The organism is Amycolatopsis sacchari (assembly GCF_900114035.1).
Classification (GTDB): domain Bacteria; phylum Actinomycetota; class Actinomycetes; order Mycobacteriales; family Pseudonocardiaceae; genus Amycolatopsis_E; species Amycolatopsis_E sacchari.
On the sequence record NZ_FORP01000013.1, the window covers coordinates 185,349 to 206,963 of the forward strand.

The window sequence follows — 21,615 nt, forward strand, 5'->3', positions numbered from 1 at the left end:
CCGGAAGTCGCCCGTTTTCCGCAGCCACTGCGGGCGGCCACCCGGCTCATGAGCCACAGCACAGCACTGTCGCGGCGCCGGCGTCCGTTCCCGCCGCATTGCGGGAAGACCCGCTCCCCGTGGCGGGCGACACGACGTCAGCGGCCCCGTCACCACGTTCCTCACCCTCGGCCCCCGGCGGAATACAGCGTCCGAGGGGGAGCGCCCCGACGGCTGGGTCACCCACCGCGCTGGTCACCGCTTCTTCGGGTTGCTGATGGAGGTGCGGTGGCGCATGGCACCGATGGCCTCCGGCACCCGGGTGACCTCGAACGTCAACCCCGGGCCCGCGGCCGAGCCGCGCACCGCCGCCACCAGGGCTCGGGAGGACCACGATGCCTGAACAGCTGGAGCACATCGGCGGGTCGAATGGTCCGTGAACGCGGGGACCAACGGAGCGAACCGGGCGGGCCTGCTCCGCGGCGGAAGCCGCGGTCGGCGCGGACTGCAGCCGGATCAAAGAAATGCCTCGGCCACGACGGCAGGCTGCGGATGGCTGTTCTGCGACACCAGCAAGAACGGACCGCGTCGCTGGTGCAGCATGAGCGCCTGTGGGACTTGGCGGGAGAACAGCAGGCGCAGCGCCGCGGCAAGGAAAGGCTGAACCGTGGGCGGCCCGCCGCCGTCCAGGGAGACCCCGGTCCGTTGGTCGGCCCGCGGATGCTCGGGCGCGCTGGAGGAAACCTGCCGGGTCAGGCCGGTGTCGCACGCGCATCCGGTGAACTGCGGGCTCAGTGGCGCTTTGACCGTTTGCAGCTCATCTCGAGGATTACGCGGTCTACGTTTTGATCAATTCCCGCAGAACTGATATTCCGCTTCATGGAACGTGTCTCCGCGCCAGCGGGCGGATTACTCGTGCGCGTTCTGGATAAAAATGTGCGCCTCCAGTACAGTACGAACGTCCGGCTGGCTGCTAGCTTCGAGTGCCGGACTCGCCGTACCGGCGTGGTTCGGCCGGGGTCAGCGTCGATCTTGGAAAGACATCGACGCGACTCTGGTGAGGGAGCATGGGGGAAAAGTTTCGGCTACGACCGCCTGTGCCGTCGACAGCCGCCGTCGGCGGTCTCTCGCGAGGTCGCGTGGTGGGGCCGTCAGTGCGGGGTGCGCGATGCCTGTTCGCACGATGATCGTTGGCGGTTCGCCAGTGATCCGGCACGGATTGGTGCTGGTGCTCGGCGAATACGGCGAGGTGGAGGTCGTGGGGCACGCTGACGACCAGGGTGAAGACATGGCCGAACTGCTGGAAAGTCGGCACCCCGCTGTCGTCCTGCGCTACTGCAAAGCTTCGGAACGCACTGAGGAAATTCTCAAAGAGGGTATCGCCGGAATGATCACGAACGGTACCCCGAGAATTCTCCTGATGACGGCGAACGCCGAGCAGCTGGACGTCGGGCTCGCCGTCCGTCGTGGAGTTGACGGTTATGTGACCGAAGACGACGGCCCCCATCGGATCGTGGAGGCCATCGTCACCCTCTCCAGAAATCAGGCATGGCTCTCACCGCAATTCGCCACCAGCTTTCTGAGTCACTACCGGGAGGGCACGGTCGACCGGGCCGGGCCGGCGCCGCAGGCTTTGCTGTTGAGCAGCCGCGAGCGCATGGTGCTACGCCTGGTGGCGCTCGGCTTGTCGAACTCCGAGCTCGCGAACGAGCTCAGCGTGGCCGAGTCGACCGTCAAGACCCACATCTCCCGCATCCTCCGCAAGCTCGACCTGCGCGACCGCACTCAGCTCGCCCGGTTCGCGCACGAGTCGAACGTCGTCTGAAGGCACTTCCTCAGGCGGTTTCCCGCTCGACGAGCGTGAGGTTCAGCGTGACGTGACGCAGCGTGGGATCCGGGATGGTCAACTGCTTGACGAGGGTCTCGGCCGCGATCTCGCCGGATTCCTCGAGCGGCTGCCGTATCGTCGTCAGGCCCAGGTGTTCGGCGATCTCGGCGTCGTCGAATCCGATCACCGCCAGGTCCTGGGGTACGCGCAACCCCCGTTCACGGGCGGCCTTGAGCACACCACCGGCCAGCACGTCGTCGTGGGTGAAGATCGCGGTCGGAGGTTCGGGCGAGCCGAGCAGCACGTGGGCGGCCTCGCGGGCCGGCTGCATGGCGTGCGGAACCGCGAGGACCCGGTCGGGGGAGAGCGGGTGCCCGGCCGCCGCCAGAGTCTGCCCGTACGCCTCGAGCCTCGATTCCGCGGGCAGGGTGACGTCCGCGGTCTCCTTCTGTTCGCCGATGAAGCCGAACCGCGTGTGCCCACGTTCCAGCAACAGGCGCGCAGCGAGCCTGCCGCCGGCGGCATCGTCGATCGTGACGCTGCTGAACCCGGGGCGCTGCACCTCGACCAGCACGGTGGCGAGCTTTTGGCGCAGGATGCGGTCCGCGCTGGGGTCGTCGATTGGCAGTGCCATGACGATCAGGCCGTCGAGCTTGTTGGTCAGCGGGATGCTCGCGAGGCTCGGCAGGGTGAACGCGGCCGACTCCTGGTCGTAAAGCACGATCTCCCACGCGTCGTCGCGTAGTGCCTTGATGACCCCGTTGAGCCGCCGGCTGAAGGACGGGTACGACGTGAACGGCGCCATCACACCGATTCGCCGGACGCCCCGTCGGGCGCGGACGACGGCCTCGGCCTTCGGCACGTACTGGAGCTCGTCGGCGGCCGCGAGGATGCGTTGCAGCGTCGCGGGCTTGACGCGGTTGGGCGAGTTGAGTGCCAGGGACACCGTGGAGATGCTCACGCCGGCGTGCAGCGCCACATCGTAGATGGTCGTCCTCATCCCGCCTCGCGTCTCGAAGTGCTTCGATCCGAAGCCTAGCTGACGGCATCCCACATGCCAATGATCCGGCGCCCGCCGCCGGATGGAGCGAGGGCCTGGAGTGCTCCTCCTTCAGGTGGACGGCAAATTCGTCACGAGGGCCGACGACAGGTGCCGGCGCTGAACGTAGCATTGAATCGTTCGCCCGGACGGCCAATCGGCTGCCGCTCCGCTTCCGGCACACGGTCGTGCCATTCCTTTTTTCCTCATACGTCGAAACGCGCTCGCGCGCGGCCTGGGGGCATTGGTATGGAAATTGCGAATAGTGTCGTGCTCGTGACCGGGGGAAGTTCGGGGCTCGGCCTGGCCACGGTGCGGCGGTTCCACCACGCGGGTGCCACGGTGGTTCTCGTGGGACGGCCGTCGTCGAACGGGAAGGTCGTCGCGGACGGTTTCGGCGATCGGGTGGTGTTCGCGGCCGCGGACGTCACCGACGAAACCCAGGTGGCGCAGGCACTCGAGGTTGCCGCCGATCTCGGTCCACTGCGGACAGTGGTGACGTGCGCGGGTGTTCTCGGTTCAGCGCGTGTGCTTGGCCGTCGCGGGCCGGCCTCGCTGGAGGACTTCGCGGAGACGGTCCGTACCAACCTCATCGGGACGTTCAACGTGGTTCGCCTCGCCGCTGAGCGCATCGCGGCTGTCCCGTGCGTCGGTGAGGAACGTGGCGTGATCGTGTGCACGGCGTCGATCGCCGCGTACGACGGCCAGGTGGGGCAGGCGGCATACGGTGCATCGAAAGCCGGTGTTGCCGCCATGACCCTGCCGCTGGCGCGCGAACTGGCGGCGCACGCGATCAGGGTGAACACCATCGCGCCGGGCGTGTTCGACACCCCGATGATCAAGGCGCTCCCTGAGGGCAGCCGCCGCGCGCTCGCCGCGCACAGCCCCCATCCCGGCCGCCTGGGGCGCCCCGAGGAGTTCGCCGCACTCGTCGCGCATGTCGTGGAAAACCCCATGCTCAACGGCGAGGTCATTCGCCTGGACGGTGCCGTCCGAATGCCCTCCCGATAGAACTTTCCGCTCTTTTCCGTCATCCGAAGGAAGGCGCCGTCAAAATGACTGTCACGATTTCGGGAACCGGTTCCCACGTTCCGGAAACGGTGCTGGGTAACACCGAGCTCGCGTCCCGGGTGGGCGTGGTCCCGCAGTGGATCACGGACAAGACCGGCATCCGCGAACGGCGGGTGGCCGCGCCCGGGGAGGCCACCTCCGACCTGGCTGCGCTGGCCGCGAGCCGGGCGCTGGCCGCGGCCCGGCTCGACGCTGCCGACGTCGACCTCCTCGTGCTGGCCACCTCGACTCCTGACCAGCCGATGCCCGCCACGGCCTGTCACGTGCAAGCGCTGCTGGGCGCCACCCGTGCCGCCGCGTTCGACGTCGACGCCGTCTGCAGTGGCTTCGTCTACGCCTTCGTGGTCGCCCACGCGATGCTCCTGGCGGATCCCGCGCGGACGACCGCGCTCGTCATAGGCGCGGACACCTATTCGCGTGTTCTGGACTACTCGGACCGGCGCACCGCCGTGCTCTTCGGCGACGGCGCGGGTGCGGTCGTGCTGCGAAAGACGCCCGATGCGGGCGCTGTGCTCGCGACCACGTTGTCCTCCGACGGATCGACCGCGGACCTGGTGAAGATCCCCGCCGGCGGCAGCCGGGAACCCGCGAGTGCCGACACCGTGGCGCGCGGGCGGCACTTCTTCACGATGCACGGCGGTGACGTCCGCCGCCTGGCCGCGAAGATGATGCCCGCGGTGGTCTCGGACCTGCTCGACGCGACCGGGTTGCGTCCCAGCGACATCGATCTCCTCGTACCGCATCAGGCCAACGGCGTGATGCTCGCCGATCTCGCCGCGGGCCTGGAGCTGCACCCCGGCACCATGCACCTGACCGTGGCGAGGTTCGGCAACACCGGGGCGGCTTCCATCCCGCTCACCTTGGACGACGCCGTGCAGAACGGCAGGCTGAGCCCGGGCTCGACGGTGTTCCTGGTGGCGTTCGGCGGCGGGATGACCTGGGGCGGTGTCGCCTTGCGGTGGAGCGGGACGGCCGGAAGCGAGGCCGGCCGATGAGCACCCAGCCGCTGCGCGTCCTGTCCCTGTACGAGGGCTTCTTCCACGGCGGAGCCAGGATCCTGCACACGGACCTCGTAGCCGGCCTGCACGGGCCGCACCAGGACCATTCGGTGTTGAGCCTGCACAGCGAGGTCTCCCGTGAGGCTTCCCGTCAGCCGATGACGAGCGACGCGTGCTACCGCCGGCTGGTCTCGGCCGGGGTGGCGGTGCACGCCTTCGACCGGACGGGCGACGAGCCGTTCCGGGAGCCGACTGAGAGCGAGGTGGCGATGGCCGCCGGGCTGGTCGGTGGCGCGGACGTGGTCCTGTCGCTCAAAGAGCAGCCGCTGAGGCTTCTCGGGTACGCGCGAATTCCCCGGCGCCCGGTGGTGGTGTGCCTGCACCGGACGGACCCGGAGCACCAGGGCCGCAGCCTGGCCGTGCTCAAGGCGGGCATCGAGGCCGGATACGTGACCACGGCAGTCTGCTGCGCCCACACCACGAGCGAAGCCTATGCCAGGGCCGGAATCCCGAGCGAGATCCTGAAGGTGATTCCCAACGGTGTGGACACCGGCCGCTTCCGCCACGACGCGACGGCGAGAACCGACCTACGGCGCGCGCTCGGTATCAGACGGTCCGCTCCCGTGATCGTGATGGCGGCCCGCTACGACAGGATGAAGAACGTTCCGTTGTTCCTCGAGGCGGCGCAGCTGTACCTGGAGAAGGAACCGGACGCGCACGTCCTGTTGTGCGGTGCCGGCATGCGGTCCGGCAACGCCGAACTGGCCGGTCTGCTGCCGGACGCCGGCGACCGGGTACACCTGCTCGGGGTGCGGAACGACATGGCGAAGGTTTACTCCGCCGCCGATGTGGTGGCCTTGACGTCCGCCTACGGTGAAGCGGCCCCGCTGTGCCTGATCGAGGGCATGTTGTGCGGTGCGGTGCCGGTGACGACCGACGTCGGCGACAGCGCCGCGATCGTCTCGGGCCACGGACTGGTCACTCCCGCGGAACCGTATGCGATCGCCGCCGCGTGGTCCGACGCCGTGGCGCAGCGCGCCGGCGGTCCGATCCGGCCCGAGCGTGCGAGATTCGACCGGAACAGGATGCTCGACGCCTACGCGGAGACGATCCACGCGGCGGCGGAGGCGAATCGCCGGCCGGTGGCCGCGCTGGATCGCCATCGCGAGGCGGTGCTCGAGCGCCGCCTCGACGTGACGGAAGTGCCGCTGCTCAACCGGGTGGCCGCCCAGACCTTCGCCTATACGGGCTCCGTCGACGAGGAGGCGCTGGCGCGGGCCTTCGAGGTGCTCTGCCGCCGCTATCCCGTCCTGCGCGGCCGGGTCGTCGAAGACCGCCACGGGCATCTGCTGACGGTGCCGGAGGAGAGTTCGCCCGCGCTGGTCGTGGAAGACGGTGACGAGACCACGCTGCGGGCGATGGCGCGCCGTGACTGGGATCCGGCGTCCGCGGTCTCGGAGCTCCGGCTCGTCCGCGGCCCGGCAGCCGGTTTCGTGGTGCTGTGCGTCGACCACGCCGTCGCGGACAACGCGGCCACGGAGGAGATGCTCACCGATCTGTGGACGTTCTACGCCGAGCTGGTCGGCGGCCGGACGCCCCGGATCACGCCGAAACCCCTGCCGCGTTCGCCCGCCGCGCTCCTGGCCGAACGAGCGGGCTTCCGGCCCGCCCCGCCGATCTTCGCGCCGTTGGACCACCGAGCCGTGCAACTGACGAGCCAGCTCGACGAGCAGGACACGGCCCGGCTGGTGCGGGCCGCCCGTGCGCTGGGCACTTCCGTGCACGCGCTCGTCTGCGGCGCCGTGCTCACAAGCCTGCGCCGCCGCTCGGCCACCCCGGGGCCCGCGAGGATGGCGTGCCTGAGCCGGGTCAACGTCCGGGCACAGGTGACTCCGCCGCCCGCCTCGGCGACCGACACGACCAACCTGCTCGGCCTGCACCGCGCCGAGGTCGAGGTGGCCCCGGAGTCCGACATGGTCCAGGTCGGCGCGACGGTCAAGGGCCAGCTGACCTCGGCAGTCGCGGCACTGAGATCCGGCGAGCTCTTCGCCACCGACCCGACCCGCCCCGTCGACGGTCCGCTCGAACAGCACGTGGCGAAGGTCCTGATCACGAACATCGGCGCCAGGCCGGCCTTCCCGGACCTGCCGGGGCTCAGCCTGCCACGCCGCATCATCGTCTTCAGCGACCGGACCGTCGGCTACCCGTGGCACTGCGTCTACACCTACGCCGGGAGGCTCAGTCTCGCCAGCCGCTATCCGGAGACGTTCTTCTCCAAGGACGATCTGCGTGAACTGGTCGGGGACGTGCTGGGCAACCTGCGGGCCATCAGCGCGGCAGTCCGGCCATGACCGGGAACCCGCCGTGGCGGGCCTGGCGCACGCTGATCGTGCTGTGCGCCGGGTCATTCGCCATCCTGATGGACACCACGATCGTCAACGTGGCGGTGCCGGACCTCTCAGCCGGGCTCGGTGCCGGGCTCGACGGCGTGCTGTGGATCAACAACGTCTACCAGCTGGTGTTCGGGGTACTGCTGATCACGATGAGCAGGCTCGCGGACCGGTTCGGCGCACGGACCCTGTTCCTCGCCGGGCTGGGGGTGTTCGGGCTCGCGTCCGTCCTTTGCGGACTCGCGCCGGACGTGCCCGCGCTCGTCGCGGCGCGCGCTGTGCAGGGTGTCGGCGCGGCGATGATCTCCCCGCAGCCACTGGTGATCATCGCGGCGGTGTTCCCGGACAACCGCCGAGGCACGGCGCTGGGGTTCTACAACAGCGTGCTCGGGCTCGCGGCCGTGCTGGGTCCGGTGGTCGGCGGGCTGCTGGTGACCCACGTGGGCTGGCGCTGGATCTTCTTAGTCAACGCGCCCATCACGGTCCTCGGGATCCTCTTCGGCAGCAGGTACCTGCCCGCGGTGCGTGCTCGTCGCAGGAGCCGGCTCGACGCCGCCGGTGCCGCTCTGGTCACCCTGGGCCTGGCCTGCCTGATGTTCGGTCTGATCGAGGGGGAGCGGTACCGCTGGGGTGCTGTCGCGGGCGGCCCGCTGACCATTCCGGAGGTCCTGCTCGCGGGGGGCGTCCTGCTGCTGGCCTTCGTCCTCTGGGAGCGCCACCGCCGTGAGGCCGACCCCCTGCTGCCGCTGGCCCTGTTCACGGACCGGGGGGTCACCCTGCTCGTGGTGCTGACCGGGGTCGTCCAGTTCGTCCTGCTGGGACTGCTGCTCGTGCTCACGTTCGACCTCCAGTCCGTGCTGGGGCTGAGCGCGGCCGAGGCGGGCCTGACGACGATGCCCCTGATGGCGGTGCTCACGGTGATCGCGCCGCTGGCCGGCCGCCTGTCGGCCCGCATGGGTGGCCGCGCCGTTCTGGTGGCCGGGTTTCTGGTCTACGCGGGTGGCCTGGTCGCCCTGGCCTTGGTCGCGGCTCGCGGCGCCGGGCCCGCGGGTTTCGTCCTGCCGCTGGCCTGTTGTGGGAGCGGGATGGCGTGCCTGCTGGCTCCGCTGGTCACCGAAGCGCTCCGGCGAACCCCGCCGGGGATGACCGCTGCGCTCGCCGGGTGCCTGAGCACGTCCCGCCAGATCGGGGCGGCTCTCGGCGGGGTGGTCGTCGGCGCCGTGCTGGCCAGCCTGCTCGTCGCGGGGATGCGCGGGCACGCGGAGACCTCCGCCGCGGGTCTGTCGCCGGGGGACCGTGCGGCGTTCCTCACCGAGGTGCACCGATCCGCGGGAGCCGTCCCACAGCCGGGTACCGGGCCCTTCCAGGCCCGGCTGCACGAGGTGTTCGCCCTCGGCTACGCGGACGCGGCCCGGACCGTGCTGGTACTGCTGGCGGTGCTGCTCGTGCTCGGCGCGGTGTGCTGCGTGGTGGTGCTGCGCCGGGCGCGAGCGGTTCCCGTCCCCGTCAACGCGCCGGCTCGTGCTCCGTCGTGAGCTCGGCGGCGGCGCACCGGGCGCGTTCGGCCGTCTGCCGGGCCAAGGTGGCGGACAGGCCGGTGTACCGGCTCGGGTCCAGCAGTCCCTTGACCTCGCCGGGAGTGAGGTGAGGTGCGATCCGGGGATCCTGCGCGAGGAGGTCGGCGAACCGGCCCTCGCCGGCCGACGCGCGTTCGGCCGCCTCGCCGACGAGGCCGTGCGCCCGCTGGCGGCCGACTTTTTCCCCGAGCGCCAGCATCACCGCCTCCGAATTGATCAGTCCGTCGGTCAGCGCGAGGTTCACCCGCATCCTGGACTCGTCGACCTCCAGACCGCTCACCAGCGCGACCAGGTAGGCCAGCAGGTCGCCGCCGAGCACGGACGCGTCGGCGACGACGCCGTCCAGCAGCGCCGACTGCGCGCCGTCGGCCTCGTGGTCCTGCACCATCGCTTCGAGCGCCGGCGCGGCGAGCGCCCGGAGCCGGGCCGACAGCGTGAGGACGTGGTCGCACAGCTGGGGATTCCGCTTGTGCGGCATGGTGGAACTGCCGATGCTTCCCGGCGGCGCGCCCTCCCGCACCTCACCGAACTCCGGCTTCATCAGCGTCCGGACCTCCCGCGCCATCGCGGCCCCGGTGGCGGCGAGCAGGCCCAGCACGCAGACGTACTCGGTGAACGGGTCGGCGATCGTGCGGGCGGGCAGGGCCATGGAGCCCAGGCCCAGCCGCCGCCCGACCAGTCCCTGGAGTTCGGGCCCACGGGCACCGTACGACGCGAAAGTCCCGGCCGCGCCGCCCACCATCGCCACGAGGAGGTCGTCCTCCAGCCGCCGGAGCCGGGTCCCGTGGCGCGCGAGCTGGTCGAGCCAGATCGCGACCTTGAACCCCAGGGTCACCGGCACGGCGTGCTGCCCGTGGGTGCGTCCCGCCACGACCACCTCGGCTCCCCGGTCGGCCAGGTCGGCGGCGACCGACAGCAACCCGGCGAGCGACCGCAGGAGGATCCGGTGCACGTCCCGCGTCACGAGCACGTCACCGGTCTGCATGATGTTCTGCGACGTGGCTCCCCAGTGGACCCACCCGCCGTCCGGCTCTCCCACGACTTCCGCCAGCTCGGCGATCAACGGCATCAACGGGTGGCTCATCTCGGCCATCCGCCGCTCGATGCGCGGCACGTCGAGCCGCCGGAGATCGGCGGAGGCGGAGATCGCCCTGGCGGCGCTGTCGGGGATCATCCCCAGCTCGGCCTGGGCGAGTGCCAGCGCGGCCTCGACGTCGAGCCAGCGCTGCCACCGGTTCGGCGTGGCGACGAGGGCGCGGACTCCCGGGTCAGGCACCCGGGAACCGGTGAAGTGCTGTCTGCCTGACATCGGCACTCTCCCGTTCAGGACGCCGTCCGGGCGCCGCGCCGCCGCGCCTGCTCCCGGGGATCGGGCACGGGCGCGGCGCTGAGCAACGCGCGGGTGTAGGGGTCGGAGGGGTACGACGTGACCTGTTCGACGTCTCCCTGTTCGACGATCCGGCCTCGGTACATGACCGCCACCCGGTGCGACACGTGCCGCACCACGTCGATGTCGTGGGTGATGAACAGGTAGCTCAAGCCGAACTGCTGCTGCAGATCCAGCAGCAGGTTGAGGATCTGCGCCTGCACCGACAGGTCGAGCGCGCTCGTGGGCTCGTCGCACACGACCAGTTCCGGCTCCGGTACGAGCGCGCGGGCGATCGCGATCCGCTGTCGCTGGCCGCCCGAGAACTGCGTCGGATACCGGTGCGCCGCGTCCGGGGTCAGGCCCACGCGGCGTAGCGTGTCCGCGACCTTGGCGAGGATCTCGGCCCTGGTCAGCCGCTCGCCGAAACGCAGGGGCTCGGCGAGCGTCTGCCCCACCGTGCGCGCCGGATTGAGCGAGTTGTACGGATCCTGGAACACGACCTGGAGGCGGCGGGCGAGCGGGCGACGGCGCTTCCCGCTGAGCCTGGTGATGTCCTCCCCGTCGAGCAGGATGCGGCCCTCCGCCACCGGTACCCGGCCGAGGATGGCGTTGCCCAGCGTGGACTTGCCGGAACCGGACTCGCCGACGAGCCCGAGCGTCTCGCCGCGGCCGATCCGGAGCGAGACCCCGTCCACGGCCGGCACGGTCCGCCCGTGCCGGCCGGGCACGGCGAACCGCACCCGGAGGTCGGCGACGTCGAGCAGCGGAGCGGAGCATGTGTTCACGCCGTCCTCCCGACCGCGTCGACCGGTGTGGCCTGTCCTCGTGCCACGTCCTCGTGGTGCAGGCAGCGTGTCCGGTGCTCTGGTTCGACCTGGAGCAACGGGATCGGCGCGAGGGTGCACTCCTCGGTCGCGAGCGCGCACCGGTCGGCGAAGTGGCAGCCAGCCGGCCAGTCACCCGGATCGGGCACCGAACCGGGAATACCGGGCAGGTGAGTCCGCGGGGTGCCGCGGCGCGGCATCGACCCCAGCAGCCCGGTGGTGTACGGATGACGTGGCCGGTCGAACAGTTCGGTGACCTCGCCCGTTTCCACGATCTGGCCGGCGTACATGACGTAGGCGCGTGAGCAGAGGTCTGCGACGACGCCCCAGTCGTGGCTGATCAGCAGGATCGCCAGTCCGGTGTCGCGCTGCAGCCCCCGCAGCAGGTCGAGGATCTCCGCCTGCACCGTGACGTCCAGCGCGGTGGTGGGTTCGTCGGCGATGAGCAGCTTCGGATTCCCCGACAGGGCCATGGCGATCGACACGCGCTGTGCCATCCCGCCGGACAGCTCGTGCACGTACCGGCGCGCGACCTGCTCTGGCTCGGGCAGGTTGACCTTCTCCAGCAGTTCGACGCTGCGGGCCCGCACCGCCTTGCGGCTGCCGGGCCGGTGGCGTCGCACGAGCTCGTCGAGCTGGTGGCCCACGGTGAACACCGGGTCGAGGCTCGCCAGCGGTTCCTGGGAGATCAGCGCGATCTCCGCGCCACGGAGCCTGCGCAGCCCGGTCTGGCTCATCGTGGTGAGGTCCTCGTCGCCGAACCGGATCCGGCCCCGGGTGACCGCCGCGCCGGCCGGGAGCAGCCCGAGCACCGCCCTGCCGGTCATCGACTTCCCACACCCGGACTCGCCGACGAGCCCCACCGTCTCGCCGCGTCCCACCTGGAGGCTGAGGTCCTCGAGCAGTGCGACCTCACGCCCGGGTTCGTTCAGCGCCACCGTCACGTTCCGCATGGACAGCAGGGCGGCCGGTTCCGGCTCGGCACTGTCCGGTGTGGACTCTGCCGGCCGGGTGCGCGCCTTCGGGCGCGGCTGTGGCGGGGCGTCCCGCTGCACGGTCGCGTCGCGGACGGTGTCGCCCAGCAGCCCGAACGCGAGCACTGTCAACGCGATCACGAGCCCGGACGGGACCAGCAGCCACGGCTGCTGGTCGATTGCGTGAGAGGCGTCGGCGACGCCGTTGCCCCAGCTGGGTGTCGGCTGCTGTACGCCGAGGCCCAGGTAGCCGAGCCCGGTCTCGGCGAGCACGGCCGAGCCGGCGAACAGCGCGGTCTGCACGATGATGGGTCCCGCCACGCGGGGTAGCACGTGCCGCGTAACGATGTAGGCCGTCGGCAGACCGGCCACGTAGGCCGCGGAGATGTACAGCTCCTGGCGGACGACGAGGGTGGCTCCGCGGACCACGCGGGCGAGCGCCGGGGAGCCTAGGAACCCGAACGCGATCATCGCCAAAGTCTCGTTGCTGCCGACGACCGCGACCACGACGAGCAGCGTGACCACGACGGGGATGGCGAGCAGCAGGTCGACCAGCCAGGAGACGATCCGGTCGGTCCAGCCACCCGCGAACCCGGCGGCCAGACCGGCGGACACCCCGACGACGAGTGCGGTCAGCACCGCTTCCCCGACGCCGGTGAGTGTCACGCGTCCGCCGTACATCAGGCGGCTGAGCACGTCCCGCCCCAGGCTGTCGGTGCCGAACGGGTGGAGCGCGCTCGGCCCGGACCTGGTGTGGAACAGGTCCGTCGCCGTCGGGTCGTAGGGCGCGAGCAGGGGCGCCGCGACGGCCGCGACCACGACCAGGACGAGGAAGCCGAGGCACACCAGGCCGAGTGGCCGTCGCGCGACGGCCCGCGGGATCCTGGCCCGCTGCACAGGTGCTGTCGCGGCTTGGGGGATCACGGTCATCGGACACGCACCTTCGGGTTGAGCCAGCTGTAGGCGAGGTCGACGAGGAGGTTGACCGCCACGACGATCAACGTGAACACCACCACGACGCCCTGGATCATCGGCAGGTCGTGCTGGGTGGTCGAGTCGACGGCGAGGCCGCCGAGGCCCGGCATGGCGAACACCGTCTCCACCAGCACGGTGCCGCTGAGCAGGTGGACGAACACGATGCCGACGACGGTCACGACGGGGATGGCCGCGTTGCGCAGCGCGTGCCGGAAGACGATCGACCGCTCGGAGACCCCGTGGGCGCGCAGCGCCCGCACGAACTCCCGCGACAACACCTCGAGCATCCCGTCCCTGGTCTGCTTGGCGATGACCGCGATGCCGTGCACGGCCAGCGCGGTGACCGGGAGCACCAGGCTCAGCGCCCACTGCCCCGGGGACGCGTCGAGCGCGACGTACCCGGTGGCCGGGAACGCCCGCAACCCGACCGCGAACACCGTCACCAGTGCCAGCCCGAGCCAGAAGCTCGGCAGGGAGTGGCCGGCCAGCGACAACACGTCCACGGTCCGGCCGAGCGCGCCGCCGCGCACCGCGCTGAACACCCCGAGCCCGATGCCGAGCGCCGCGGCGACGAGGGTCGTGACCAGGATGAGGGAGACGGTCACGCTCAGCCTGCTCGCGATCTCCGACGCCACGCTCAGCCCGCTGATGGGGGAGACACCCAGATCGCCTCGCAGCGCCTGGGTGAGCCAGTGCCAGTACTGGGTCAGCAGCGGTTCGTCGAGGCCGAGCTGGTGGCGCAGCTGGGCATAGGCCTCCGGGGTGTAGTTGATGCCGAGGATGGCGCGTGCGGTGTCGCCGGGAGTCAGTGCCTGCAACAGGAACGTCAGCAGCGAAACCCCGATCACCAGCGGGACGGAGATCAGCAGCCGCCGCAGTATCAGTCGCCTCATGCGTGTCTCCTCCCGCTCAGCTCTTCGGGAACCACTCGACCGGATTGGCCTTGGGCTCCTTCGCGGTCGCCTCTACGCCGCCCACCATGGGCCGGGAGTAGTACAGGTTGGGGGTGAACACGACCGGCACCAGCCAGGCGAGCTCGACGAGCCTGCGCACCACTTGCTGGTCCAGCCGCGCCCGGTTCGCGTCGTCGGCCACCGACGCCTGCTCGTAGAGGGACTGCAACTGGTCGTCACTGCTCTTCTGCGGGTTGTACACCGAGGCGTTGGGCAGGAACAGCAGCTGACCCATCGCGTAGATCGGCAGAGCCCCGGCGAGCACCCCGTAGGCCGGGTACTTCCCGCTCGTCAGGTCCTGGGTGTACTTCTGGAAGTCCGGTTGCGTGGTCAGCTGGACCTGGACACCGACCTGCTTGAGGTCGTCGGCCATCGCCTGGATGACGAGGTCGGTGCCGCGGGTCGTCCTGGTCAGCACCGGCAGGGTGAACCCGTTGGGGTAGCCCGCTTCCGCGAGCAGCTGCCGTGCTTTCGCCGGGTCGTGGCCGTAGAAGTCCTGCGGGTTGTACCCGTCTTCACCGGGGAGCTGGATCTGTTCGGTCGGTGTGCCGTAGTCGCCGAACAACGCCTTGGTGATCTTCTGCCGGTCGACGGCGTAGTTGAGCGCCTGGCGGACCCGGACGTCCCCGAGTGCGGGCACCAGTTGGCCGGCGCGGTCGGTCAGGTTGAGCCCGATGAAGCTCAACGGGGTCTGGGCGATCTGCAGGCCGGCGGACTTCGCCGCGTCGGCGGTGGTGTAGTCGGCGCGCAGCACGTCGACCTGACCGGTCTTGATCGCCGCCAGCGCGGTGTTCGCGTTGGTCAGCACCTTCACCACGACCCGGTCGTAGTGCACGGCGTTCTTGTTCCAATACTGCGGGTTGGGCACGTACGTGTAGTGGTCCTTCGACACGGTTGTCGCCGGGTCCAGGACGTAGGGTCCCGCGCCGGCCGACTGGGTGGCCAGTGTGTCGGGCTGTGCCAGCGCGGGGCCGCTCGCGACGTTCCCCGCCAGGAAATCCTGGGTGAACAAAACGGGCAGGATCGGGTTCGGCTGCGACAGCGACACCCGCACGGTGAGGGGATCGGGTGCCTCGATGGAGGCGACGGCGGCCAGCAGCGAGGCCGAACTCGAGGTCTTCTTGAAGTGCTCGATGTTGGTCTTGACCACGTCCGCCGTGAGCGGGGAGCCGTCGCTGAACCGCACGTCGGGCCGGAGCTTCAGCTCGAACAGCTTGTTGCCCGTGCCCACGTAGTTCCAGGAGGTCGCCAGCCGGGGCTGGAGCGAACCGTCGGGCGCCCGGTAGATGAGCGGGTCGTAGGCCAGGTTGGCGTACAGGGAGGCGTCCGTGCTGAGCTTGGCCGGGTCCATGCTTTCCGGCGGGACGGGGAAGCCGATGTTCAGCACGCGATCCGCGCTACCACTGCCCGTGCCGCCGCCGCACGCGGCCGTCAGGGACACCACGGCCAGCCCCACCGCGAACGCCGCGGCGGCCTTCCGCCAGCGGGGTTTTCCGGGATGAGGACGCCGCCGAACCAATGAGGCACCGTTGCCTTTCATGTGTCCAGACCTCTCTAGAAGGGAACAGCGGCACTGCTTCGCGTCAGTGCCGCGGGACGGATGTGGCCGGGTCGAGTTCTTGCCGCCGTTGTTGCCTCAGCACGAACCGCTGGATCTTCCCGCTCGGTGTCTTCGGCAGCTCGTCGACGAAATGAACCCGGCGTGGGTACCTCGTCCGGTACCGCCACCACGGCGCTTTCCACCGCCTTGCAACCGGCCGTGATGATCACGTCGTCGTCGCGGGCGGTGAAGTGGAAGTCCCCCCGGTCGTCCACGTGACCGGCTTCGCCGCTGAAGTACCAGCGGCCGTCCGCGCTGAACTTCCCGGGATCCACCCCGCCGTCGTAGCCGCCGAACCACGCCAGGGGGCCGGCAGGCAGGTCGACCGCGATTCGGCCGGTCTCACCCGGAGGTACCGGTTCGTCGCGGTCGCTCGCGAGCACCCGCACCGTCCAGCCCGGCATCGGTCGGCCCATCGTGCCCGGCTTGAGCGGTGCGGCGAGCCGGGGATCGTGGTGGTTGTTGATGACCCTCCCGGTCTCGGTCTGGCCGTAGTGATCGTGCACGCGCACCCCGAGCGCTGGCGCGGCCCACTCGTTCGGTGTGCCCGTCGTGCCCGAGGTGCGGATGTGCCCGAGCGGGCCGTCCGGGCCCACGACGCGAGGGGAAACCCGGGTTCGTTCCCCTCCACCAGTTCGGCGAAGCCGAGCGGCCCGGACGATTTCCCCACCACGATGACGCGCCACGACACGTCCGCGGGCAGGACGGCGCCCGGCTCCGGCGTGGCCACCCGGTCTCCTGGCCGCACCCCCAGCGCCGCCAGTGCCCGGGCGAACCTCTCGGACCTGTCGGCGCCGTGCTCGGCCAGCAACTGCCCTCCCCGGGCTGCCGGGTCGAGGTCACTGGGACGCATCGCGGTCACCGTCCCTTGGTGTCGGCTGCGTGGCCGCCGAATCGGGAACGGCCACTTCCCACGTGCGGGAGAAGATGGTGGCCCTGTCCACCGCCACCTCCCCGGACAAGGTCACCGTGGTCGCGGTCATCCGCAGCTCCCCGCGCGCGAGGATCTTCTCGCCGCTGCACAGGTGAGCCCTGGCGTACGAGCTGGCAACGGTGAGCGCGGCGCCCGGCTCCGCGCGTTTCACCGAGGCGGACGCGTCGTGGCGAAGCTCCAGCAGGTGTTTCCCATCGGGAGTCCGCGCGACCAGTTCCTGACCGAGCGCCACCTTCACTCCACTGTGGACGATGTCACGGCTGACCGTCCAGCTCGGGTGGATCGGTGTCGACGGCGGACCGGCATCGGGAGCGGGTCGCGGCAGCGGTACGACATCTGCGGAGCCCAGTGTAGCGGCGGGCAGGGTCAACGCCACCTTCACCAGGTGCATCGGGGTGTTCCCGTTCACCGCCGATACGGGCCACAAGCGAGGGAAATCCCCGTTGCTCAGGGCGATTCTGAGCCGCCTTCCGCGACGCACGCGGTAACAGGTCGGGGTGAACGGCACCTCCGTCACCGGTCCGGTGGCGACGGCGAGTCCCACGGTGATCAGCCGGGACCGGCCGTCCGCATCGACTTCGCTCAGCCGCGCCACCATGGGACGGCTCGGGGACCCGGGCAGTGTGCCGACCGAGAGCCGGGCACGGCCGGCGATCAGCACGTCCCGCTCCAGCGGTTCGCTGGTGCAGCACAGGCTTCGCATGTCGTCCTCGTGCTGGTCCAGAGGAAGGACGGAATCCTCGGCCGGCAGCGCCCAGAGACTGCTCACCGTCCCCACCGTGGGGTCCGGTGACCACACCGAGATCACCTCGCCCTTCTCCGGGACGGGTCGTGGCCGCAGGACGGTGTCGGCACCGGTGGCGAGCCGGACTTGTCCGCCGGGGGGCGGCCAGGAATCGAAGCCGCGCCACCCCGGTTCCGCGCCTTGGACGTAGAGCGTGACGGGAGGCTCGTGGAACAGGCCGGTGTCCCTCTCCCGCAGCCAGTGCTCCCACCAGCGCAGGCTCAGTGCCCGGAAGTCGACCGGTGCCAGCTGCGACATATCGGGCATCGTGTGGGTCCACGGACCGACCAGGAGCTTCTTGGGCGCGTCGATCTCCTCGAACGCGCGAATCGTGCCGTCGCAGAAGATGTCCTGCCAGCCGCCGATGCAGTAGGTGGGTGTGGTGATTGCCCGGGCGTCCACCACCCGGGTGCGCCAGGCCGGATCTCCCGGTGTTCGCCGCGCGAGGTCGAGCAGCCAGGGTTCCGCGTTGCGCAACCGGTCCGACCAGCGCTTTTGTTCCGCGGCGGTGCCGTACTGGCGAAGCGGGGGGAGCAGCTGGTTCAAGAACGTCTGCATGCCCCACCGGGCCACGGGGAAGAGTCCGCCGCGAGTACCGCCCGGATGCGCGAAGTCCCGTTCCGGATCGAGCATGCCCATCACGGGGAGGATCGCCTTGAGGTGCCCGGGCCCGCGGCTCGCGGTGCGCAGCGCCAGCACCGCGCCGTAGGAGTGCCCCCACATCCCCACGTTCCCGTTGCACCACGGTTGCCGGGCGGCCCACTCGACGGCGGCCACCCCGTCGTCGGCTTCCCCCGGATCGAACGGGGGGCGCTGCGACCCGTCCGACGAACCGACACCACGGAAATCGACCAGGACGCAGGCGTACCCGCGCTCCGCGTACCACCTGGAGGTCGGGAAATCGCGGATGCCCCACGTCGCGTCCTTGCGGTAGGGCAGGACCGTCACCAGAGCCGGCACGAGCCCGGCGGCGACGGGGAGGAACAGGTCCGCGGACAGCGTGGTGCCCGGGGTCCCCGAGGGGATGCGCACGTCTTGGACCACCTCCACGGCGAAGTGGGGGCCGTGGTCGTCGACCGATGGCGCGGAGGTGGCGAGAGGCTCGTAAACCGACAACAGGACCCTCCACAGTGGTCGAAGGCAGGACTGCCGAAGGACACGCGACGCTTCGGTGGACTGTTCCGATCGAAGGACTTCGATTAACTTGCCCGAAACGCTACGTCCACCTGCGGGGGCCGTCAAGGCTCAGTTCCGTCTCACGACGGATACGCGACGCGACTGCTGTCATCAACGTGGCGGACAGTCGCTGTTCGGTAGATACTGAATGCAAATTGCATCTCGCGGGACAGAAATAGGCTCCGGCACGTACCGCCGAGAGCCTTGGCGGTCGGCGCGGGCGTCGAACAGGCTGTACGCGTGGACGGGGCCGGTCCAGAAAAGCCGGTAGCAGGGAAGGCGCTGATTCCCTTTTCCGTCCAATCAGGACATCCCGCAGAGCGGTTGAAGGGTTCTTTGAGGTCGTCCCGCCACCGAGGGCGACCGGAAGAACGTGGTCGTACTGGAGGCCGAAGGTCGCACCGCATTGTGCACAACGGCCCCCGGTCGCCCTCGTAGACCGCCCGTCGATGCTCGCGGGGAATCGGACCGGCGGGTGTTCCCGGTGAAGGGCCACCCCTGCTCCGGTTCTCAAAAGCGTGCCATCGAGCTTGAATAGAAGGCCGCGTTGGGGTCGTGACCCAATTGCCCGCTCGCGCTGGTGGCCCGCGGTTTCGCGGAAGGAGGCGTGAGCGGCGGCTGGATCATCCTGATCAGCGATATGACGGCCAGTACCGCGAACCCGAAGGTGCCGAGATCTAATTCGTTGGCCGGTGACTGGCCGAGTCCGGACAATCCCCGACCTGTCAAGCCGAGAAGTGGACGCGCACGGCGGTCCCCTTGGGACTCATCGTGCCGGCGCTCGGGTCCTGGTTGTCGACCTTCGCCGCGGGGTCGGGGGAACTGGTGGGGTCGCGCTCCAGCTTGAGGGCGGTCAGGCCGAGCGTCGCCGTGGCGGTGGCCTCCGTCATCCCCTCCAGGTCGGGCACCAGCTCCGTGCCGATCGCGGCGCTCAGCAGGTCCTGGCGTGCCTGGTCCGAGGAATTGGCCGAGAAATAAAAGGAAACAGCCGAGCCCACGCTCGCCGTGAGACCGCCGACCAACGTGCTTCTCAGTGCGGTGTCATCGACGGCGAAAGCGAACGCTGCGAACAGAACGAGGCCGAGCACGAGGCTGACCGCGATCCAGCTGCGCACCACGCTGCCACCCGCGTCCGACCGGGGTGCCTTGGCCCGGGCCAGGATCACGATCAGTCCGGCCAGCAGCACGGCAACCGCGATGATCAGCGCGACGAGCAGCGTCTGGCTCCACGGCAAGGTGGCCGCCGCGCTCGGAACCGGCGCCGGCACGGGAACCGCTGGCATGTGCCCCCTCCATGCTCGACGCACGAGAGCCGCCGCGGGAATCGCCCCCGAGTGTCCACCTCGCCCGGCCTGATCGGAAGTCGCTGGTTCGCTCAGCGGACCCCGAGGTTGCGGGTGACCTCGGCGGCGGCCCGCACGAGGAGGTCGGGCAGCTGCTTGGGGACCGTGCGGCTGATCACCAGCGCGCTGATCGAGGCGATGCCCTGCTGGCGGGGAAGCACGACGGGTGCCGCGACGCAGCAGATCCCGGGCACGGCCTCCTGGTGGTCGACGGCGATCGTCGCCTCGTGGCGCAGTCCATCACGGATGCGCCGCCATTCGGCTTGCGAGTACCCGTCCGGCGGGTCCGCGCCGGGCTGCGCCGCCAGGAGTACGCGGCCGGCCGCGGTCCGGCTGGCCAGATCGCTGTCGGCCCGCATCTGCGGGAGCTCACCGAGAGCGCCGCGCGTCGCCGCCACGATCCGCACCCGGTCGCCGTGCAGCACGGTCACCGCCACCGCCGTGGCCGACAGCGACGCCAGTGTCCGCACCGGCCCGACCGCCGCTTCCCGCAGCTGCGGGTGCGGCTGCCAGGCTTGGCCGAGCCGTGCGAGGACCTTGCCGACGAAGTACCGCTGCCCGTGACGCTGCACCGCGCCGATTCCCACGAGTTGTTCGAGCAGCCGGTAGGCGGTGGCCTTCGGCAGCCCGCCCGCACGCGCGACCTCGCTCAACCCGGCGCCGCCGCGCTCGGCCGCCAGCACGTCCAGTACCTGGAACGCCCCTTCGAGTACGCCACGCCCCGGGGTTCTCTCCGCGCTGTCGCCCATTCCGCCACCCCAACCGTGTCCTCGCAGGTCGAGATGGAACTCGCGGGCCTTCGAACCGGCGTTACCGGATTCCCGCGCGGTCAGCCGTTCGGCAGAGCGGCATCACCTGAACGGGGCAAAGCGCCTGAACCACCCTATTCGGTGCCGGTCTTTCCGATCTGCATGTGCAGATGGTTGCGGTGCGCCTCACGCCCGTTGGGCCGGCCTGGTGACGACGTCGGGTGGTCCGGGTTCATCACGAAGCTGTGCTCGCCGATCGACGAGCCACCGGGATCGTCGGGACCGTCCGACCTGTCCTGCCACTCGCTGGTGATGAACGCGTAGACGTCACGGAAAAAACCGGCCGCGAACTGGTCGGCTGCCGGGTCGTCCAGCCGGTACTGGACATTTTCGCCGGTACCGGCCGGCCAGTCGCCACCCGGGGTGAAGGTGGTGTCGGCGGTGCCCCAGTCGTCCCGCACGGTGAGGCCGAACTCTCCGGCGTCGGCGGTGCTGCCGCGCACGCCGGCGAAGTCGACCGCCCGGCCCTGGCCGTGGCAGTCGACGCGCGGATTGCCCTCCGCGTCGGTGCCGCCGCCGCTGATGCCCAGGTGGTAGAGCTCGGTCACGCCGTAGTTGTCGCTCAGCCACTGGCACAAGCGGATCAGGGCGAGCGCGTTGCGCGGGTCGAGCCGGTCGGGCGCGGAACCCCCGCTCGGCGTGCCCGAGGTCAAGGTGCCGCTGGGGAGGTAGCGGATCACCACTCCGGCCACGTTGCCGTTCGACTTCTGCGCGAGCACCGGATCCCAGCCGTCGAGGCTGACCTGGTCAGCCGTCGCCGCGCCCTCGAGCAGGATCACGCCGTCGGTCTGCAGCTGGAGGACCTCCTCGAAAGCCTCGTCCTTGCTCAGGCTGCGCGCCGCTCCGCTCATCACGTCCTCCTCGGACTTCCGGGCAAACCGCTCCGAGCCATCAGTGCTAGCTGTATGAGGCGTTGACGTTGGTGACGCCGGTGTGGAGCCGGGAGGCTGGCGGCTGGTTTCCGGCGGCGGTGTGTGGTCGATGGTAGTTGT

The 21,615-nt window shown here is 70.3% G+C and carries 17 protein-coding genes; 6 read left to right on the plus strand and 11 right to left on the minus strand.

Going from position 1 to position 21,615, the window contains the following annotated elements; genetic code table 11:
* Window positions 1-415 precede the first annotated feature (415 nt).
* Window positions 416-643, plus strand: a complete 228-nt coding sequence (locus tag BMZ92_RS22040; RefSeq protein ID WP_091510764.1) for a CGNR zinc finger domain-containing protein — start codon at window positions 416-418, stop codon at window positions 641-643.
* Window positions 644-1,147: 504 nt separating this feature from the next.
* Entirely contained in the window at window positions 1,148-1,804 is a 657-nt protein-coding gene (locus BMZ92_RS22045; protein ID WP_091510767.1) for a LuxR C-terminal-related transcriptional regulator, read from the plus strand.
* A gap of 10 nt (window positions 1,805-1,814) precedes the next feature.
* Here the strand turns inward: BMZ92_RS22045 and BMZ92_RS22050 are convergent, their stop codons facing one another.
* Window positions 1,815-2,807 carry a LacI family DNA-binding transcriptional regulator gene (locus BMZ92_RS22050; protein ID WP_091510768.1) on the minus strand — a complete coding sequence of 331 codons (993 nt, stop codon included), beginning with the start codon at window positions 2,805-2,807 and terminating at the stop codon, window positions 1,815-1,817.
* A 288-nt stretch (window positions 2,808-3,095) separates the two neighbouring features.
* Between BMZ92_RS22050 and BMZ92_RS22055 the strand changes: the two genes are divergently transcribed.
* The 4 genes from BMZ92_RS22055 to BMZ92_RS22070 are packed head-to-tail and all read left to right on the plus strand — an operon-like array spanning window position 3,096 to window position 8,840.
* A complete protein-coding gene (locus BMZ92_RS22055) occupies window positions 3,096-3,857 on the plus strand; it encodes an SDR family NAD(P)-dependent oxidoreductase (RefSeq protein WP_091510771.1) in 762 nt (253 codons plus the stop codon).
* Between the two features lie 44 nt (window positions 3,858-3,901).
* A complete protein-coding gene (locus BMZ92_RS22060) occupies window positions 3,902-4,912 on the plus strand; it encodes a 3-oxoacyl-ACP synthase III family protein (RefSeq protein WP_091510773.1) in 1,011 nt (336 codons plus the stop codon).
* On the plus strand, window positions 4,909-7,266 hold the full coding sequence (locus BMZ92_RS36950; protein ID WP_143249917.1) for a phthiocerol/phthiodiolone dimycocerosyl transferase family protein: 2,358 nt from the start codon (window positions 4,909-4,911) through the stop codon (window positions 7,264-7,266). Before BMZ92_RS22060 ends, BMZ92_RS36950 begins: the two co-directional genes overlap by 4 nt.
* Window positions 7,263-8,840: a DHA2 family efflux MFS transporter permease subunit gene (locus BMZ92_RS22070; RefSeq protein ID WP_091510775.1), complete on the plus strand. Its 1,578-nt coding sequence runs from the start codon at window positions 7,263-7,265 to the stop codon at window positions 8,838-8,840. Before BMZ92_RS36950 ends, BMZ92_RS22070 begins: the two co-directional genes overlap by 4 nt.
* Here BMZ92_RS22070 and BMZ92_RS22075 read toward each other — a convergent pair.
* From BMZ92_RS22075 to BMZ92_RS22120, 10 genes are all read right to left on the minus strand, one after another.
* Window positions 8,812-10,191: a class-II fumarase/aspartase family protein gene (locus tag BMZ92_RS22075; protein WP_091510778.1), complete on the minus strand. Its 1,380-nt coding sequence runs from the start codon at window positions 10,189-10,191 to the stop codon at window positions 8,812-8,814. The two genes, BMZ92_RS22070 and BMZ92_RS22075, sit on opposite strands and share 29 nt — an antisense overlap.
* A gap of 14 nt (window positions 10,192-10,205) precedes the next feature.
* Window positions 10,206-11,036: an ATP-binding cassette domain-containing protein gene (locus BMZ92_RS22080; protein ID WP_218153525.1), complete on the minus strand. Its 831-nt coding sequence runs from the start codon at window positions 11,034-11,036 to the stop codon at window positions 10,206-10,208.
* The gene (locus BMZ92_RS22085; protein ID WP_091510781.1) at window positions 11,033-12,979 is read right to left on the minus strand and encodes a dipeptide/oligopeptide/nickel ABC transporter permease/ATP-binding protein; all 1,947 of its coding nucleotides are present in this window, start codon (window positions 12,977-12,979) and stop codon (window positions 11,033-11,035) included. The genes BMZ92_RS22080 and BMZ92_RS22085 overlap by 4 nt, the downstream gene beginning before the upstream one ends.
* Window positions 12,976-13,917, minus strand: coding sequence for an ABC transporter permease (locus BMZ92_RS22090; protein ID WP_091510783.1), 942 nt, complete (start codon window positions 13,915-13,917; stop codon window positions 12,976-12,978). The genes BMZ92_RS22085 and BMZ92_RS22090 overlap by 4 nt, the downstream gene beginning before the upstream one ends.
* Window positions 13,918-13,933: 16 nt before the next feature.
* Entirely contained in the window at window positions 13,934-15,517 is a 1,584-nt protein-coding gene (locus BMZ92_RS22095) for an ABC transporter substrate-binding protein (protein ID WP_091510785.1), read from the minus strand.
* A gap of 14 nt (window positions 15,518-15,531) precedes the next feature.
* Window positions 15,532-16,173, minus strand: a complete 642-nt coding sequence (locus BMZ92_RS22100; RefSeq protein ID WP_218153526.1) for an AMP-binding protein — start codon at window positions 16,171-16,173, stop codon at window positions 15,532-15,534.
* A gap of 243 nt (window positions 16,174-16,416) precedes the next feature.
* Window positions 16,417-18,411 (minus strand): CocE/NonD family hydrolase, encoded by a 1,995-nt coding sequence (locus BMZ92_RS22105; RefSeq protein WP_177228817.1) that lies wholly within the window; start codon window positions 18,409-18,411, stop codon window positions 16,417-16,419.
* A gap of 785 nt (window positions 18,412-19,196) precedes the next feature.
* The gene (locus BMZ92_RS22110) at window positions 19,197-19,739 is read right to left on the minus strand and encodes a PASTA domain-containing protein (RefSeq protein ID WP_177228818.1); all 543 of its coding nucleotides are present in this window, start codon (window positions 19,737-19,739) and stop codon (window positions 19,197-19,199) included.
* A gap of 107 nt (window positions 19,740-19,846) precedes the next feature.
* Window positions 19,847-20,563 carry an IclR family transcriptional regulator gene (locus tag BMZ92_RS22115; protein WP_091510791.1) on the minus strand — a complete coding sequence of 239 codons (717 nt, stop codon included), beginning with the start codon at window positions 20,561-20,563 and terminating at the stop codon, window positions 19,847-19,849.
* Between the two features lie 134 nt (window positions 20,564-20,697).
* Window positions 20,698-21,474 carry a hypothetical protein gene (locus BMZ92_RS22120; protein WP_091510793.1) on the minus strand — a complete coding sequence of 259 codons (777 nt, stop codon included), beginning with the start codon at window positions 21,472-21,474 and terminating at the stop codon, window positions 20,698-20,700.
* Between the last annotated feature and the right edge of the window lie 141 nt (window positions 21,475-21,615).